Origin of the sequence: Brevundimonas sp. A19_0 (assembly GCF_017744255.1) — a bacterium.
Lineage (GTDB): Bacteria > Pseudomonadota > Alphaproteobacteria > Caulobacterales > Caulobacteraceae > Brevundimonas.
Window position 1 is genome coordinate 78169 of record NZ_JAGHQP010000006.1, and the last position, 13630, is coordinate 91798.

A 13630-nucleotide genomic window follows, 5' to 3' on the forward strand; every position below is an offset into this window, starting at 1 on the left:
CGTGTGGTTGATCAGGGCTCCTGGTCCACTCTGGTCGCCTCCAACTCACAACGGATGATTTCGTCGATCTCGCGCTGGTGCTGCTCCGGATCGATGCCGAGCCTGGGAATGACCGGCGCCATGGCCTGCCGTACGGCCTCGTCGGTTCGGGTGAACAGATCATGGTCCCGAACGAGCTCCGCAATCATCGCGCGGCGGCCGGCGCCGTGGGCGAACGCGACCGCACTTTCCCGGAAGAAGCCGTGCACAATGTAGTTCCGCCGGCTCAGCGCCTCGGCCAGCAGCGCGTCAAGCGCCGGCTCAACCTTGTGAAGGCTCCGGAAACGATCGATGAGGGTTCCGAGCGGCAGTAGCTCCTGCTTCGCCATATAGGCGTCGAACATCGCTTCCCACTCTGTGCGACTGGGCGCCTTACGCTCCCGCCGCGCGCGACCGTGCACCTGCGACATGAGTTCGATCTGCATCAGCGCGATGGTCATGCCCGTCTCCACGCAGCTCGCGGCATAGACGGTTCGGCCGTAGTGGGCGAACACCTCGCGGACCTCAAACTCGGCGGCCTCGTCTTCTTCGTCTTCGGTCGTCACTCGCTCGCCTCGGTCGTTTGCGGCTCGCCGTCGACCCGAACCCCGGCCAGTCGAAGATGCTCCTCCAGCAAGTCCTGAACAGCATTCGCCCCGTCACCAAGAGGCCAGGTTCCATTGAAGGCGGCCAGACAGGCCAGCAGGGCATGAGACGCCAAGGTCAAAGCGCGCGCGATGCCATCACCGTCGGGCCCCGTGACGTGCCCCGACCAACTCCCGTCCGGGTTCATCTCCAGATGCCGGGCCAGTGAATGAAACGATGGATGCGCCGAGCCCGAGGAGAGCATCTTGTAGAACATGTAGAAGTCGTCGGACTGGCCCTCAGCCGCCAACGCCTCGATTCCGAGCCGCGGCTGACCACGCAGTTCCCGATCCGCGGTCGCCACCCGAGCCTCAAGAAACGGCACCAAGGTCGGATCGGAGGCACCCGAACGCGCCATCTGGGCCAGCAGCGCTCGATCACGTCTACGTTGGCTGCGAAGCTCGTCAATCCGAAGCGCCTCGACCGCAGCGATCGGGGCCGTGTGGAGATAGCTCAACCAAAGGCTGTTCTCGTAGAGACCGCGAACCAGCGTCTCCGTCTCCAGCGTCATGCCTCGTTCGGCGAGAAGTACGGCGGCCTGAAACCCGGACAGGGTCCGGATCAGGAACCGTGTGGCGATGCAGATCGGCTCGTGGGTGCTGTGACCGATGCAGGCGGCCTCCGCGCTATTCATGATGCGCTGGCCCACGCCGTTGATTCGGTCGGCGAAGTCGAACCACTGCTGATTCAGTTCCCGCAGGCGCGGCACCATTCGCGCGATGGCCTCGGACAGGAAGCCGTCGCGTCGGATCGAAAGGATCGCCGGGTGGGTCTCGAGCTCAGGGTTCATCGGGGCCAGGTTCGATCTCGTCGTCCCTGCTTTGCGCGGGAAGGAAATCCCCCAGCCTCGGCATGGGCGCATCTGCGTCCTGGATCAGGGTCTGGGACCAGAGGATGGCGTGCGGATAGTGGGCACGACACATCATCTCGCCGTCCTGGTCGAACCAATGCGTCGCCTCCGGCAGGAGTTCGAAGGGAACAGGGTGACGCGCGAACGGATTGTGGAACACTTCCATCTCCGCCGACCACGGCTCGTAGCTTTGAGGCCAGAGCGACCGGTACGCCTCGCTGGCCACGTCGAGACAGAAGGGAATGCCTTCGAGGGCGCCGGGGGTTCGGTCGAAGAACCGGCCGATGCGGACATAGCGCAGACCGTCCGGCGGACCTGCCGCCGAAGCCATCACCCGATTGAGCTTGGCCATCGAGCAGGCGTTGGAGAAGATGACCGCCGACAACTCGGCGTGCCGATCATCCGTGAAGAGGCCCGCCGGAAACGCCGACGGTCCGAGAAGGTGGGAGGCCAACACCGGTTTGGGAACGGGTCGACCATCGACCTCGACCACCTCCGCGCCTTGACCGTACAGGTAGCCGATCAGGCCCTCCCGGCTCCAAGTCATCGAGGCAGGGGCCTGGAAGTCCGCCAAGGCGATCATGAAGGGCTTGCCGGCTACGTGCGGCAGGGCGTGATAGTTCCGCTCCAACTTGTTCCCGAGCGTCTTGGCGAACCGCACCGCGGCAGGTCCGAAGAACAGCTCTTCACGCGCCTGCGGCGGCTGGCCGCGCGGCGCATTGACATGCTCATAGAGGACGGCCGGATTGGCAGTGACGGCTTCGACCCAGGCCTCGTCCCCTTTCCGGTTCTCGATGTGGAAGTCCGGCGACTCATGAGGCTGGGTCACCAGCAACCCCTGCTCCCGAAACGAGGCGAGCAGCTGAGCTTCCCATAGCCGCGTATGGAAGTTCACGGTCTGGCAGTCGCCGGCCCAGGTCTTGTCGGGGTTTGGGAGCGCCAGATAGAGCTGATTGAGAATCCACCCCGCCCGCTGATGCGTCCGGGCTCGCAGCAGATCGAAGGCTTGGCTGGGAACGCGCCCCTTCAAATCATGCAGGGCGGGTCGGGCGGCTGTGTTGGCCGGAAGCGGCTCTAACGGCTCGCCCTCCCGCAACAGGAGCTTGATCCGCGCCTTGGTCTCTTCAAGCGATGCGAAGCCGTGCTCATCGGCGACCACAGTCCAGACATGATCGACGCGGCGCCGCATGACGAGCACACCGAACACGCCGGTGATGTCGTCGCACCTCGCGATACCGCAAGCCGTCCCGTCGGCGTCGCGCCAAGCGCCTACAGGCGGACGGTCGCCAAACCCATGTCCGCGCGGCAGCGCGAGGGCGTAGACGTCGAACAGGCTCTGCGGAAGCTCTTCCATCACGCCTATGTAGAAAGCTTGGCGGCAGGTGTCGCAACCTCTCTCAGCCAGCGGAGCGCAGACCATGGACTTCACCGAGATCCTGAACCGTCCGTTCCGCTGGCCGAAGGCGGGCGACAAGCTGTTCAGCGCCTCGTCCCGCTGGGACGGGAACGCCCATCTGGAGCCGCACGGCCATGGCCGGCTGGTGATGATGATGAACGGCTACAAGTGCGGCGCGGACATGATGGTCCAGCAGGCGACCGCTAACCGCTTCGACCAGGAAGCGCTCGTCTATCCGATCATCTTCAACTACCGCCAGTACATCGAACTCTCTTTGAAATACCTGATCGCCAGCTACGGGCGGTCGGTTGGGGTCGAGGCGAACTGGAAGACCCATTCGCTGACGGTGCTCTGGGCCTGACCATCGAGACGGTCAGCCGATACGGCGATCAGGACGACGACGGAGGGAGCGAGGCGGTGGCCGCCATTGTGGCGGAGTTCGCCAAGGTCGATCCCGGCTCCTTCTCCTATCGCTATCCCGTCGACACCAAGGGAAAACTGATCGAGCTGGCCCACGACCGCCTCGATCTGGGGGCCCTGGCGGATGTGATGAACGCTGTCGACGGATACTTCAGCGGCTGCGATGGCTACCTCGACCACCTACAGAGCGCCGGCCCCTGATCGGTCCCCTGCCATCGCTCGGCCGAAGGCTTGACGACAGCGGCTGGACAGCAGAACCGTCGTGATCGTACGCCCTCAAGATGGCCCCTAGCTCTCCAAAACCTCGCGCCGCGCCGACGCTGAACCTGAGCGACCTTCTGCTCCACAGCAAAGCTCTGGAGCCGCTTTCCGCCGTCGATCAGCAACGCCTCACCGAACTCCAGGCCCTCGACATCGCCGGCTGGAACGAAGCCGACGTCAGGGGCGAGATCATCGACCCTGTCGTGCGGCTCCTCGGCTACCGCAAGGGAGACGTGTTCTCGGTGGATCGCGAGCGTCCGGTCGAGTTCCGCGACGGTCACCGCCGGATCGACTACGCGGCCACGGTCTGGTCCGAGAATTTCTGGCTCATCGAAGCCAAACGCCCCAAACCCCGCTCGCGCGGATTTTTGCAGGCCGACCTCGACCAGGCGCTTCACTATGCGATCCATCCGGAGATCAACGCCGCGCTGGTGGTGCTGACGGACGGCGACCTCTGGGAGGTATACGACCGGGAGACCAGCGTCGCTCGTCCGATCCTTCGTTTCCGCCGCCGCGATCTGGCGGCCTCGTTCGACGACCTGCGCGCGCTCCTCGGCCCTTGGCAGGCGTGGTTTCTGGAACGGCGACGGATCGTGCGGCTGGTGGACCGGGTCTTCGATCACGAGGTCAATCTCGGCCGGGTGGAGGAGTTTCGCGACCTGATCGACCGGCGGGTCCAGAAGAAGCGAGGACGCATCCTCGACAACTTCCGCGCCTCGGTGTCGTCGACCAAGGAAGCCGCCGCGCGAAGGGATTACCTCGCAAGCCGGGACATCGCCGAACTCGTCGATATCCGTCTCTTCCAGCCTCTGTCCTTCGGCGACCTGGAGATCATCGCCCAGCGCCTGACGGCTCTGGGCGGGCGCGGCGCCTTTCCCGTCCTGCACCGGCTTCTCGACGACCTGCCTCGCGATGCGAACCACCTCTATTGGCCCCATGCGGTTTGGGTGCTGATCACCCTGGAGGACGCGGGGATCGAACCAAGTTGGCTGCCGGCCTGGCTCGGCGTGGGCCAGTCCAGCGTGCCGCTTGCCCCGGCGATCGCGAAGCTGATTGACCTGTGCCTGACCTATTTCGCCGCTTCGCCCGGTCATCAGGCGGTGCTGCTCTGGTCGGCCGCCGCCTGCCGTCAGTTCAAGATTCTAGCCCACGTCGCACCGGAGATCGAGGAGCACGCCCGGGCGCTGCACGCCCTGAACCGCTACCTCGGCGAGGAGCTGTCCTTCCAGCAAATCGTCACCTCCCCGGAAGGTCAGATGCTGAACGAAATCTCACGCCTGACCCTGAGGGCCACGGCCAGCTTCGTCGCCGGCTGTCGCGACGGGCACAATCGGTTCCGGGTCGAACAGGCCAGGGAGCAGGTGCGCCGGATGTGGACTCGTGAGCTGCAACTGCTCGACCGCACGCCGAACTACTGGGCGCTGAGGCGGGATCGCGACCTGGGCGACCTCTCAAGCGTCGAGGCTGCGGCCGTGACCTGGGACGAACTCGCGCACAACCTGCTGTGCGTCGTCGCGCACTCGCCGCGATGGCGAGAGTATGTCTTGTCCCAGCATCTGGAGACGGTCGAACGAATGGCGGCTCACGGATATTGGTCCGCGCGAAAGCTGCTCGGATGGCCGACCGAAGGCAAGGCCGATCCGGCGCCGGAGGGATGGGCGGCCGAGCGCTTCTTCTTCGGAGACACGACCACCGCCGCACGGCTGGCGACGGCCTACCGTCGAGTTTAGCTGTCCGGATGACGGTCAGGCGCGATATGGTTTGCCCATGACCTATTGGGCGACTGTTTTCAAACGCGCCGCGCGCGAGACCCTGGCGCTGACGCCGTGGGCATCACCGGCCAAGGCCGTCTTCAGTGTCATTCCCACCCTCGTCGCGGCCGTCGCCGCCTACGCCCTGACCAGCAGTCCGGTGCAGACCGGATTGATCACCCTCGCCGTAACCCTGGCGTTGGCGACAAGCGCCTTCGTCTGGAAAATGGCAACCGTTCCGCCCGCCATGGCCCGCGAAGCCGAACAGGCGCTGGCCGCGTTGACTCCATCGGAAGATGCGAAGGCGGCGGCCGAGAAACGCCGCCGACGCGGTGTCATCGACGATCTGGTGAGACTCTATCCGCTCGTCGCGGATTCGATGCCGCCTGAGATCGCGGCCGGCATCGAACTGCCTCCCATGGAGTGGCTCAACGAAGAACTCGCCCGCCGCGACGAGGACTGGCAGATCATCGAAACGCGCGGTCGCGAATATTGGACGCTGGAGGTTCGCGCCATGACGCCGGAGGAGAAGATCACTGTGGCGGCACGATCCGGGCAGAGCGCGCTCTGAAAGCGCGCCATCGGAGAGCGGCGCCACGGAGGCCTTGCGGGCGCGGCGGTAGACAGCCCGCCCCTACCCACGGATCGCAGGCGATCAGAACGACCGCGTCCTGGACGACCAGATCGCGACGAGGCCGGCCTTGCGCCCACAGCCTTCGAGGCCCATCTTGATTTCGCCGTCAACGTCGGCACGCCCGCTGCTGTGGCGAAGGTCTCTCGGGATCAGCGTCTTTTTGGACTCCCCCTCTTCACGCCTTTCCTTTGATCGGGCCATGAAGCGAGCAGCGCGTTTCGACAGGCCCAGACAGAGGACGGCATGTACACCTCAATTTCCGGCGCCAAGAAGCGCGCCGCATCTCTTCACAGAGCGCTGCAAGACAGCGCCTTCGTTGTCCCCCATGGTCACTGCCTTGAGGCCATGGCCCGCGCCGGGGGCTATGCTTCCTGGCACGAACTGAACCAGGTTGCCGCGCCCGATGCGACCGGCGATCCGGCCACAGCGCGACGGCGTCTGCTGAACTTCCTTCCCAAACCCTGCCACGCCGCCACGCGCGCTTGGCTGAACCGCGAGCCGGCGGCGCCCGACACCGCCGTCCCGGACATTCCGCCCCGCTGGTATTCCGATGTCGCCCCGTACTGGATGGCGTCGATGGGTCTGCATCGCCGGCACACGGCGCTGGTGCGGCGCGGCTCGGGTCCCGGACAGAGACTCCGCGAAGACCTGGTGATCGGCCTCCTCGTCAATCAGCACGGCGGCCCGTCGCCGACGCCATGGCTGGACCCCCGCAGCCTCGCCCTCGTCTATCGCGGCGACCTGCGCACCCTCTATCGCGCCACCATCGACCATCCGAACTTCGAGACCGAGTTCGCCAACCTTGTGAACGCCGGCGTTCTGGATTGGCGTCCGGACGGGCGAGATGGCCCGTCGTTATGGGTATGCGCGCCCCAGGGGCTCCAGGCCGCCGTCGAGGAGGACGCCGTTGGCATGGCCCTGCACTGGATCGAGGGCGCCCCCGAATCCGGTGAAGGTGAGGTCAGGCTGACCCAGGCGCTCGCCGTGCTGGGCGTTGATCACCCCGCCGCGGTCTCCTCCGCCCTGCTTCGTCGTAACGCCGGCGCTTATACGGGGCCTGGCGGCGAAATGCTGTCGGTGTTGACGGACCTCGCGGTAGCGGGGTCCTTGCGGTCGTTCGCTCTGGCCTACGATCTCTTCGTGCGCATGCGACCGGAGGCGCGCGACTATGTCCGCGCCCGCCTGCCCGCCAAGATCGTGTCGGGGTATCTCCCGGGTCTCGGCTATTCGGCTGAAGTCCTGCACCGCTGGCTCACAGATCATCCCGATTGGGCCGAAGCCCTCAAGGTCGCGGCGGAAACGCCCGAGACCCTGATCCGTGAGGTCAGCGCGATGGAGGCGAGCCTTTCGAACGCCCGGCCGGCCGCCGCCTGACGGCGACGGCGTTTCCCGTCCTTCGTCGGTACGATGCCATCGGCGCAAAAGAAAGCCGCGCGCCCCCAAAGGGCGCGCGGCGAGTTTTTCCGCTTGCGGCTACTCCGCCGCGAACGGATAGGCGTCGTCCTCCGGCGGCGCTTCGGCCGCATCCGGCGCGGCCTCGACCGCCGCCGTCCGCAGCAGGGGCGGCAGCCAGCCCTTCCCGGCGATCAGCGTCTCCGCCGCCTCGGCCATGTCCGCCTTCTCCATCCCGGCGATGCGGTCAGCGTCGGACTGGCCGACGCCTTCCGTCACCGCCTCCAGCACCCGCGCCTTGGACGCCCGGCCGAAGTATGACGTGGCGGTCGCCGTCCAGGTCGTCGTCATATCCAGCCCCATCGCCGTCGCCAGCGTGTCGGCATGGCCCCACGCCCCGGGCCTGCGGTCGTGCGGGTCGCGGAGGGCGTTGACCGCCAGCGAGGCGCAATGGGCCAGCAGATCCAGCAGGTCCGAGGGCGGCATGGCCGCCAGCGCCGACCAGAGGTCCCGGGCCGCGTTGGGCAGACGCGCCGCCCACGCCTCGCCGCGTTCGGCGATCCGCCGTCCGGCAGGGCCTTCGCCGACGCCGGGCGCGTACCGCTCCAGCCCCATGACGCCCAGCCGGACCTGCAGCACGGTCGGCTGGTCATAGGGCGGATAGAAGACCTGCAGGGCGAAGGCGTGGACCACCACCACGAGGGCCATGTTCGCATCCGCCGCCAGCGCGTCGCGCAGGCCCGCCGTGCGATGGGCGGTCAGGTCGAGCACCAGCTTCTCGGAGAGCGGCGCCAGCCCCTCGTCCGCGCCCGGTTCGGCGCCCTCCCCGTCCCCAACCGGGGCGTTGTCCTCCACCTCGCCGCCGCCTTCGTCGTCGGGCTGCGCCGTCTCCTCCGGCTCCGGCAGGGCGTCCTCCAACCGGACCAGACCGCGCTCGAAGCGGGCCACGCCGTCATGACCGAGGGTGACGATCACGCCCGCCCGCGCCAGATTGTCGGGCCGATAGGCGAAGTCCGGGCCGAAGGCCTGCAAGGCCTTGTCGATCTCCTCCAGCCGGGCGTCCACCTCCGGCGGCAACATCTCGGCGGCGTCCGTCTCCGAGACGAGCCGGTCATACTCCTCCGACAGGGCGGCGACCGCCGCCACGTCCTCCTCCGACCGCGCGACCGCCTCCGGATAGGCCCGGCCCAAGCCGAGGCCGTAGGGGAAGTCCACATGGGCCTCGGCCCACTTCCAGCCCTCCTGAGCCCGGACCTCCTCGGCTAGCCCGGTCAGCTTGTCGGCGACCAGCCGGTCGAGCAGGACCACGTCCTCCAGCCAGCCGCCGCCGTCCTCGGTGAAGGGGTCGCGCAGCACCGCGCCGCCCTGCTCGGCGTAGACCTCGACGCCGACAAACCGGACCCGCCGGTCCCCGACCTGAACCTTGGCCTCGGTCATGGCGCGGCGGATGGCGTAGGCGGGCGTATGCGGCCCGATCTGCTCGAACACCTGCCGCTGGCGCTCGTGGTCCTCGCTGACGGCGAAGGCCATGAGCTGGTCCAGGGTCACGCCGCCGCCGCGATAGGCGCCGATGAGGTCCGGGGCGACCGCCCCCAGCCGCAGCCGCTGGCGCACGACATGGGCCGACACCCCGAACCGGGCGGCGATTTCCTCCGGCCCGTAGCCCCGCTCCTCGGCCAGCCGCCGGAAGGCCTCGAACTGGTCGGCGGGATGCATGGCCTCGCGGGTGACGTTCTCGTCGAGGCTGATCTCGTGGGCGTCGTTGTCGGCGTCCACGATGACCCGCACCGGATGGGTGCGCTTGACCTGCTTGCGCTTGGCCAGCAGCCGCAACGCCTGACGGCGCCCCTCGCCGATGGTGACGAGGTAGGCGCCGGTGGGCGCGCCCTCCCCGTCCCGCTCGATCTCGACCACGGGCGGCTGCAACACCCCCTTGGCGTTGATGGAGGCGGCTAGCGCCTCAAGGGTGGCGGGCGCATGCGGGGTCTTCCGCGCGTTCCTCGGCGAGGCCTTGAGCCGGTTGAGCGGCACGGTGATCTCCGCGCCGTGCTGCGGCGCGGTGGCTTCCGCTGTCTGGGCGGTTTCGATGGGTTGAGCGTTCATGTCTGCCTCCTTTGGGCATGGGTTGCAGGCACGCGAGGCGCGCGCCTGAAACCCTGCCCGTCGGCGAGACCGGGGTAGCAAAGGCCAGGGCGGACCGGCCGGAGGGGGATCGCCCGGCCTGCACAAGCCTGACGGCCATGACGATGCTGAGCCTCCTCGCCGGCGCGGAAGGTCGGGGAGACCGGCCGGTCCGGCGGCGCAGCCGCTTCACCCTGGCCTGCGCGAGGGCGGAGCCCTTAGCCTCTTTCGCCCTCGGAGGGCTCGCGGCCGGCCCGCATGGGCTCAGGGGCCGCATCGTCCAACGTGACGGGGGGCCGGGCGCGGATCGGTCCTTCGCCCGATCGCGCCGCGTCGCCGCCGTCGTCGAGGGAGGCGGCGCTGATGATCGCCCGAAACTCGTCGACCAGTTCGGGATGCCGGGTGGTCAGGTAACGCTCGATGTGGGCGTTGGCCAACAGTCGGTTGAGGTAGCCGCTGGCGACGACGAGATGCAGGACGTCGTCCCCGTAGGACGCCTCGATCGCCCGGAAGTCCTGCGTCAACGACGCCATCTCCCGCTCCATGCGCGCCATCTGCTCAGAGGTCATGCCGCCGACGCGCTTGGGCTTGTCCTGGCGCACGAGGTCGGCCTGACGGGTCGCGGCCAGCAGCGCCTTGGCGTAGGCGGAGGTGAAGTTGTTCGCCGACAGCATCAGCTCGGCCGCCTCCACCTGTCGCATCGGCCGCATCTTGCGCAGTACGTCGAAGGTCACCGGATTGACCGTATGGTTTTTCAGCAGCTCGACGACCTCGGGCGCAACGCCCTCCAGCAGGCTGCGGCGGCGCTTGATCGCCTTGACGTCCACATCGAGGGCCTTGGCCAGCTTCTCCTCGGACACCCCGCGCTCAAGGGCGCGGACGATCATGTAGTGTTCCTGGATGGTCGCCAGCCGGTTGACCCGCCGGTTGTAGGTGAAGGCCTCGTCGTCGTCGGCGACCAGACAGCGGGTCTCGGTCTCGCCCAGGTCTTTCAGGATCGCCAGCCGGACATGCCCGTCGAGCAGCATCCAGGCGCCGGGTGATTTGGGTCGCGCCACCACGAGCGGCTCGATGATCCCGACCTCGGCCACCGACCGGGCTATGCGGCGATACTTGACCGAGCGGATGACCTCGTCGGCGAGCCGTCGCAGCGGCAGGATGTCCGAAAGGCGGAGGGTCTCGAGGCGGGTCTCGAACGCCGCCCTGACGGTCTCCGTCATGTCAGCGGCCCGCGGCGCCGAGGCGCTCGGCGAGCGGCCGCGGCAGGGTGTGCATGGACTCGGCGCGCAGCAGGGTGACGAAATGGTCGTCGTCGAGCAGTCGGCGCAGGGCGTTGACGACGAAGACCAGGCGGCTCTGGGTCAGGGCGGCCTTCTTGACGAGCAGTTTCTGCCGGTCCGCCTCCTTGCGGTAGGCCCGCACCAGGGCGTCGGCGGTCACGCGGACCCGCGGCCCGCCGCCTTCCCGGGCCCCGGAGCGTCCCGCCTTGCCGCTGGTCTTGCGCTGTTCGATGATCTTGCGGATGGCCAGCACCTGGTTGCCGGGCAAGGCCTTGCGCTCATAGGCCTCCGCCAGGGCCTCCTGGACCTCGCGGTCGCCGGCCCTGGCGATCTCCATGGCGACGGTATGGGGGATGACGCCGCGCTCGACGGCCGCGATCAACCGATCCTCGCCATTGTCGAGCAGGAAGCAGATCGCCCAGATGTATTCGGCGCTGAAGTCGGTCTTGGTCGCGATCTCCTGGGTCGAGTAGCCCCGGTCCTTAAGGGCCCCGATCTCCCGGACCAGCTCCAGCGGCCGATGCTGCCGCCGGGCGAGGTTCTCGACCAGACTCATCACGAAGCAGTCCTCCGCGGAGGCCAGCGTGACCACGGCGGGGATCTCCGCCTGCCCCAGGGCCACGAAGGCCTCCAGCCGGCCCTGCCCGCAGATCAGGTCGTAGCCGCCGTCGGGACGGGCGCTGACGGTGATCGGTTTCTTCAGGCCGAGGTTGGCGATGCTGGTGACCAGTTCCTGGAATACCCGCTTGTTGCGCGAGCGCGGGTTCAACACGGTGATCGCCGCCACCGGGATGCTGCGGATCTCAGGCGCGGCGTCGGTCATGCCGCCACGCGGATCGCGGCCCGCCGGGTGAGATCGAAGAAGGGCTCGAGGCCGTCGAAGCGGAAGGCGTCGAGGAAGACGCCGTTCGCCTCGCCCATGCGCACCTTGCCCATCGGCCCGACGTCGAGCCAGGGCAGCAGGTAGTAATCCCGCACGTCGGCGTTGGCCGCGTCCATGCGCACGGCGATGGTGATATCCGGCTTGAGGCTGGAGTCCAGCCGGACTTTCCAGCGCAGTCCGCCGGCGGAGGTCCGCGAACAGCGGATGACGGTGATGGAGACGCTGAACTCCTGGTTCACGGTGAGCAGGTCGGTGGCGGGATCGACCACCACCGAGCCGCCCAGGCGCTCGATCTGGGCGATGGCGCCGGCGACCACCTCGGGGTGCAGCGCCCGTAGGACGCGGTTGGTTTCGAGGAACCGGTAGTCGCGGTCCGGCGAATAGCCGACCAGCGCATAAGCCCGCAGCAGCGTCCCGAAGCGCTGGCGGTAGGTCGAGCTCGACGGCATGTCCTCGACCTCGTCGATCAGCAGCCCGGACAGGCAGCCCTTCTCGCCGAGGAGCACCGTCAGCCGGTCCAGCAGCTGCTCGTCGGTGAACCGGCGCGTGCGGTCGGCGATGATCCGCTGGGCGGCGGCGAAGAACTCGGGATCTACGATGCCGTCGAAGACGCCGTCCGCCCGCACCCACATGTCGGGCGCGTTGAGCACCCGCTTCTTCTTCAGCTTGAAGGAGACGCGGTTGTAGACGTTGTTGCCGATGTATTTCTCGTTGGTCAGGACCTGGTGCACGGTCCCGCGCGTCCACGGCCGGCCCAGGTCGGTCAGGACGCCCTCACCGTTGAGCAGGACGGCGATCTCGCGCTCGGAGCGCCGCTGCAGCACGAACATCCGGTAGATTCGCTGGACGACGTCGATCTCCTCCTGCGGGCCGGCGGTGAGGATGACGCGATCGGTCTGCAGGCTCTTGTGTTCGCCGCGATCGAGCAGGGCCTTGGGCCGGCGCTGCTCGTCGACGAGCTGACGGCGCAGTCCGAATCCGGCCGGCCCGCCCTGGCGGTAGCCGAGGCTGATCAGACGACACTGGCCCGTGAACACCTTGGCCGACAGCTCGCGGCTGTATTCGCCGGCCATGGCCCGCTTCATGCCCTTGATGATGGTGGCCGTCAGGCTGCCGTCGTTCTCGAACTGCTCGGCGCAATAGTGGATGCTGATCCCGGCCTCGCGGCACAGGTACTCGTAGTAGGCGCTCTCGTCGGCGTCCTGGAAGCGGCCCCAGCGGCTCACGTCGTAGACCAGGATGACCTTGTAGTCGGCGCGCCCCGCCTGGACGTCGGCGAGCAGTTGCTTGAGCGCCTCGCGGCCGTCGATCCGGAGGCCGCTCTTGCCTTGGTCGGCGTAGGTCCGGACGATCTCGAAGCCGCGCCGCTCGGCGTAGGCCTGGATGATGTCGGCCTGGTTCTCGGTCGAGTATTTCTGATGCTCGGTCGACATACGGACGTATTGCGCCGCGCGTACAGGGGCGCGGTCGGCGACGTTCGGATCGGACTCCCAACGGCTCATTAGGGGTTCTTCTCCCTCCAAACGTCTCACCTCCACCAAGCGGCGACGTCGCGACCAATAGGGGGGAGAGGCGCTGAATGTCGCCTACGCAGAAGGACCGAAAAGTTCGGTCGGAATCCGGAAGAAGTCTTCTTCAGCGGCCAGTTCCGGAGCCGGAGCCGAGCTTCGCCGAGGCCATCGCCGACGCGCTTCGGCGCGAGTTCGGCGGCACGCCGGGCGCTGTGAAGAAGGTCGTTCGGCTGACCCGCGCCAACGAGCGCGCCGTCCGCAACTGGTTCGAAGCCAAGAACGCGCCGAGCGGCGAGAACCTGGTGATCCTGATGCGCCACTCCGACGAAGTCCTTGAGGCCGTCCTGCGGCTCGCCGACCGCCAGGACCTGGTCGCCGCGCGAAAGCTGTCAGCGGCCCGTGAGAAGCTTCAGGAGATGCTGGCGATGATCGACGACATCGAGACCGGATGAGGCGCCCGCTCGATCC

The 13630-nt window shown here is 67.6% G+C and carries 13 protein-coding genes; 6 read left to right on the forward strand and 7 right to left on the reverse strand.

Annotated elements, in window-relative coordinates:
- Positions 1 to 11: 11 nt before the first annotated feature.
- The 3 genes from J7346_RS07990 to J7346_RS08000 are packed head-to-tail and all read right to left on the reverse strand — an operon-like array spanning position 12 to position 2867.
- Positions 12 to 584: a hypothetical protein gene (locus J7346_RS07990; protein ID WP_209119383.1), complete on the reverse strand. Its 573-nt coding sequence runs from the start codon at positions 582 to 584 to the stop codon at positions 12 to 14.
- Complete coding sequence (locus tag J7346_RS07995; protein ID WP_209119384.1) at positions 581 to 1453, reverse strand: DUF5677 domain-containing protein; 873 nt, start codon at positions 1451 to 1453, stop codon at positions 581 to 583. The genes J7346_RS07990 and J7346_RS07995 overlap by 4 nt, the downstream gene beginning before the upstream one ends.
- Positions 1443 to 2867 (reverse strand): hypothetical protein, encoded by a 1425-nt coding sequence (locus tag J7346_RS08000; protein ID WP_209119385.1) that lies wholly within the window; start codon positions 2865 to 2867, stop codon positions 1443 to 1445. The genes J7346_RS07995 and J7346_RS08000 overlap by 11 nt, the downstream gene beginning before the upstream one ends.
- A 64-nt stretch (positions 2868 to 2931) precedes the next feature.
- Here J7346_RS08000 and J7346_RS08005 point away from each other — a divergent pair, with 64 nt between their 5' ends.
- The 5 genes from J7346_RS08005 (at position 2932) to J7346_RS08025 (ending at position 7349) form a co-directional block, all read left to right on the forward strand.
- Complete coding sequence (locus tag J7346_RS08005) at positions 2932 to 3270, forward strand: hypothetical protein (RefSeq protein WP_209119386.1); 339 nt, start codon at positions 2932 to 2934, stop codon at positions 3268 to 3270.
- A gap of 56 nt (positions 3271 to 3326) precedes the next feature.
- Positions 3327 to 3530, forward strand: a complete 204-nt coding sequence (locus J7346_RS08010; RefSeq protein WP_209119387.1) for a hypothetical protein — start codon at positions 3327 to 3329, stop codon at positions 3528 to 3530.
- An 80-nt stretch (positions 3531 to 3610) separates the two neighbouring features.
- The gene (locus tag J7346_RS08015; RefSeq protein WP_209119388.1) at positions 3611 to 5320 is read left to right on the forward strand and encodes a type I restriction enzyme HsdR N-terminal domain-containing protein; all 1710 of its coding nucleotides are present in this window, start codon (positions 3611 to 3613) and stop codon (positions 5318 to 5320) included.
- Positions 5321 to 5357: 37 nt separating this feature from the next.
- Positions 5358 to 5912 (forward strand): hypothetical protein, encoded by a 555-nt coding sequence (locus J7346_RS08020; protein ID WP_209119389.1) that lies wholly within the window; start codon positions 5358 to 5360, stop codon positions 5910 to 5912.
- A gap of 408 nt (positions 5913 to 6320) precedes the next feature.
- A complete protein-coding gene (locus J7346_RS08025) occupies positions 6321 to 7349 on the forward strand; it encodes a hypothetical protein (RefSeq protein WP_209119390.1) in 1029 nt (342 codons plus the stop codon).
- 99 nt (positions 7350 to 7448) lie between these two features.
- Here the strand turns inward: J7346_RS08025 and J7346_RS08030 are convergent, their stop codons facing one another.
- The 4 genes from J7346_RS08030 to J7346_RS08045 form a co-directional block, all read right to left on the reverse strand.
- Entirely contained in the window at positions 7449 to 9470 is a 2022-nt protein-coding gene (locus J7346_RS08030; RefSeq protein ID WP_209119391.1) for a ParB/RepB/Spo0J family partition protein, read from the reverse strand.
- 236 nt (positions 9471 to 9706) lie between these two features.
- Positions 9707 to 10708, reverse strand: a complete 1002-nt coding sequence (locus J7346_RS08035) for a plasmid partitioning protein RepB C-terminal domain-containing protein (protein WP_209119392.1) — start codon at positions 10706 to 10708, stop codon at positions 9707 to 9709.
- Position 10709: 1 nt separating this feature from the next.
- Positions 10710 to 11591, reverse strand: a complete 882-nt coding sequence (locus tag J7346_RS08040) for a plasmid partitioning protein RepB C-terminal domain-containing protein (protein ID WP_209119393.1) — start codon at positions 11589 to 11591, stop codon at positions 10710 to 10712.
- Positions 11588 to 13153, reverse strand: coding sequence for a recombinase family protein (locus J7346_RS08045; RefSeq protein ID WP_209119394.1), 1566 nt, complete (start codon positions 13151 to 13153; stop codon positions 11588 to 11590). The genes J7346_RS08040 and J7346_RS08045 overlap by 4 nt, the downstream gene beginning before the upstream one ends.
- A 77-nt stretch (positions 13154 to 13230) precedes the next feature.
- Between J7346_RS08045 and J7346_RS08050 the strand changes: the two genes are divergently transcribed.
- Entirely contained in the window at positions 13231 to 13614 is a 384-nt protein-coding gene (locus tag J7346_RS08050) for a hypothetical protein (protein WP_209119395.1), read from the forward strand.
- Positions 13615 to 13630 lie beyond the last annotated feature (16 nt).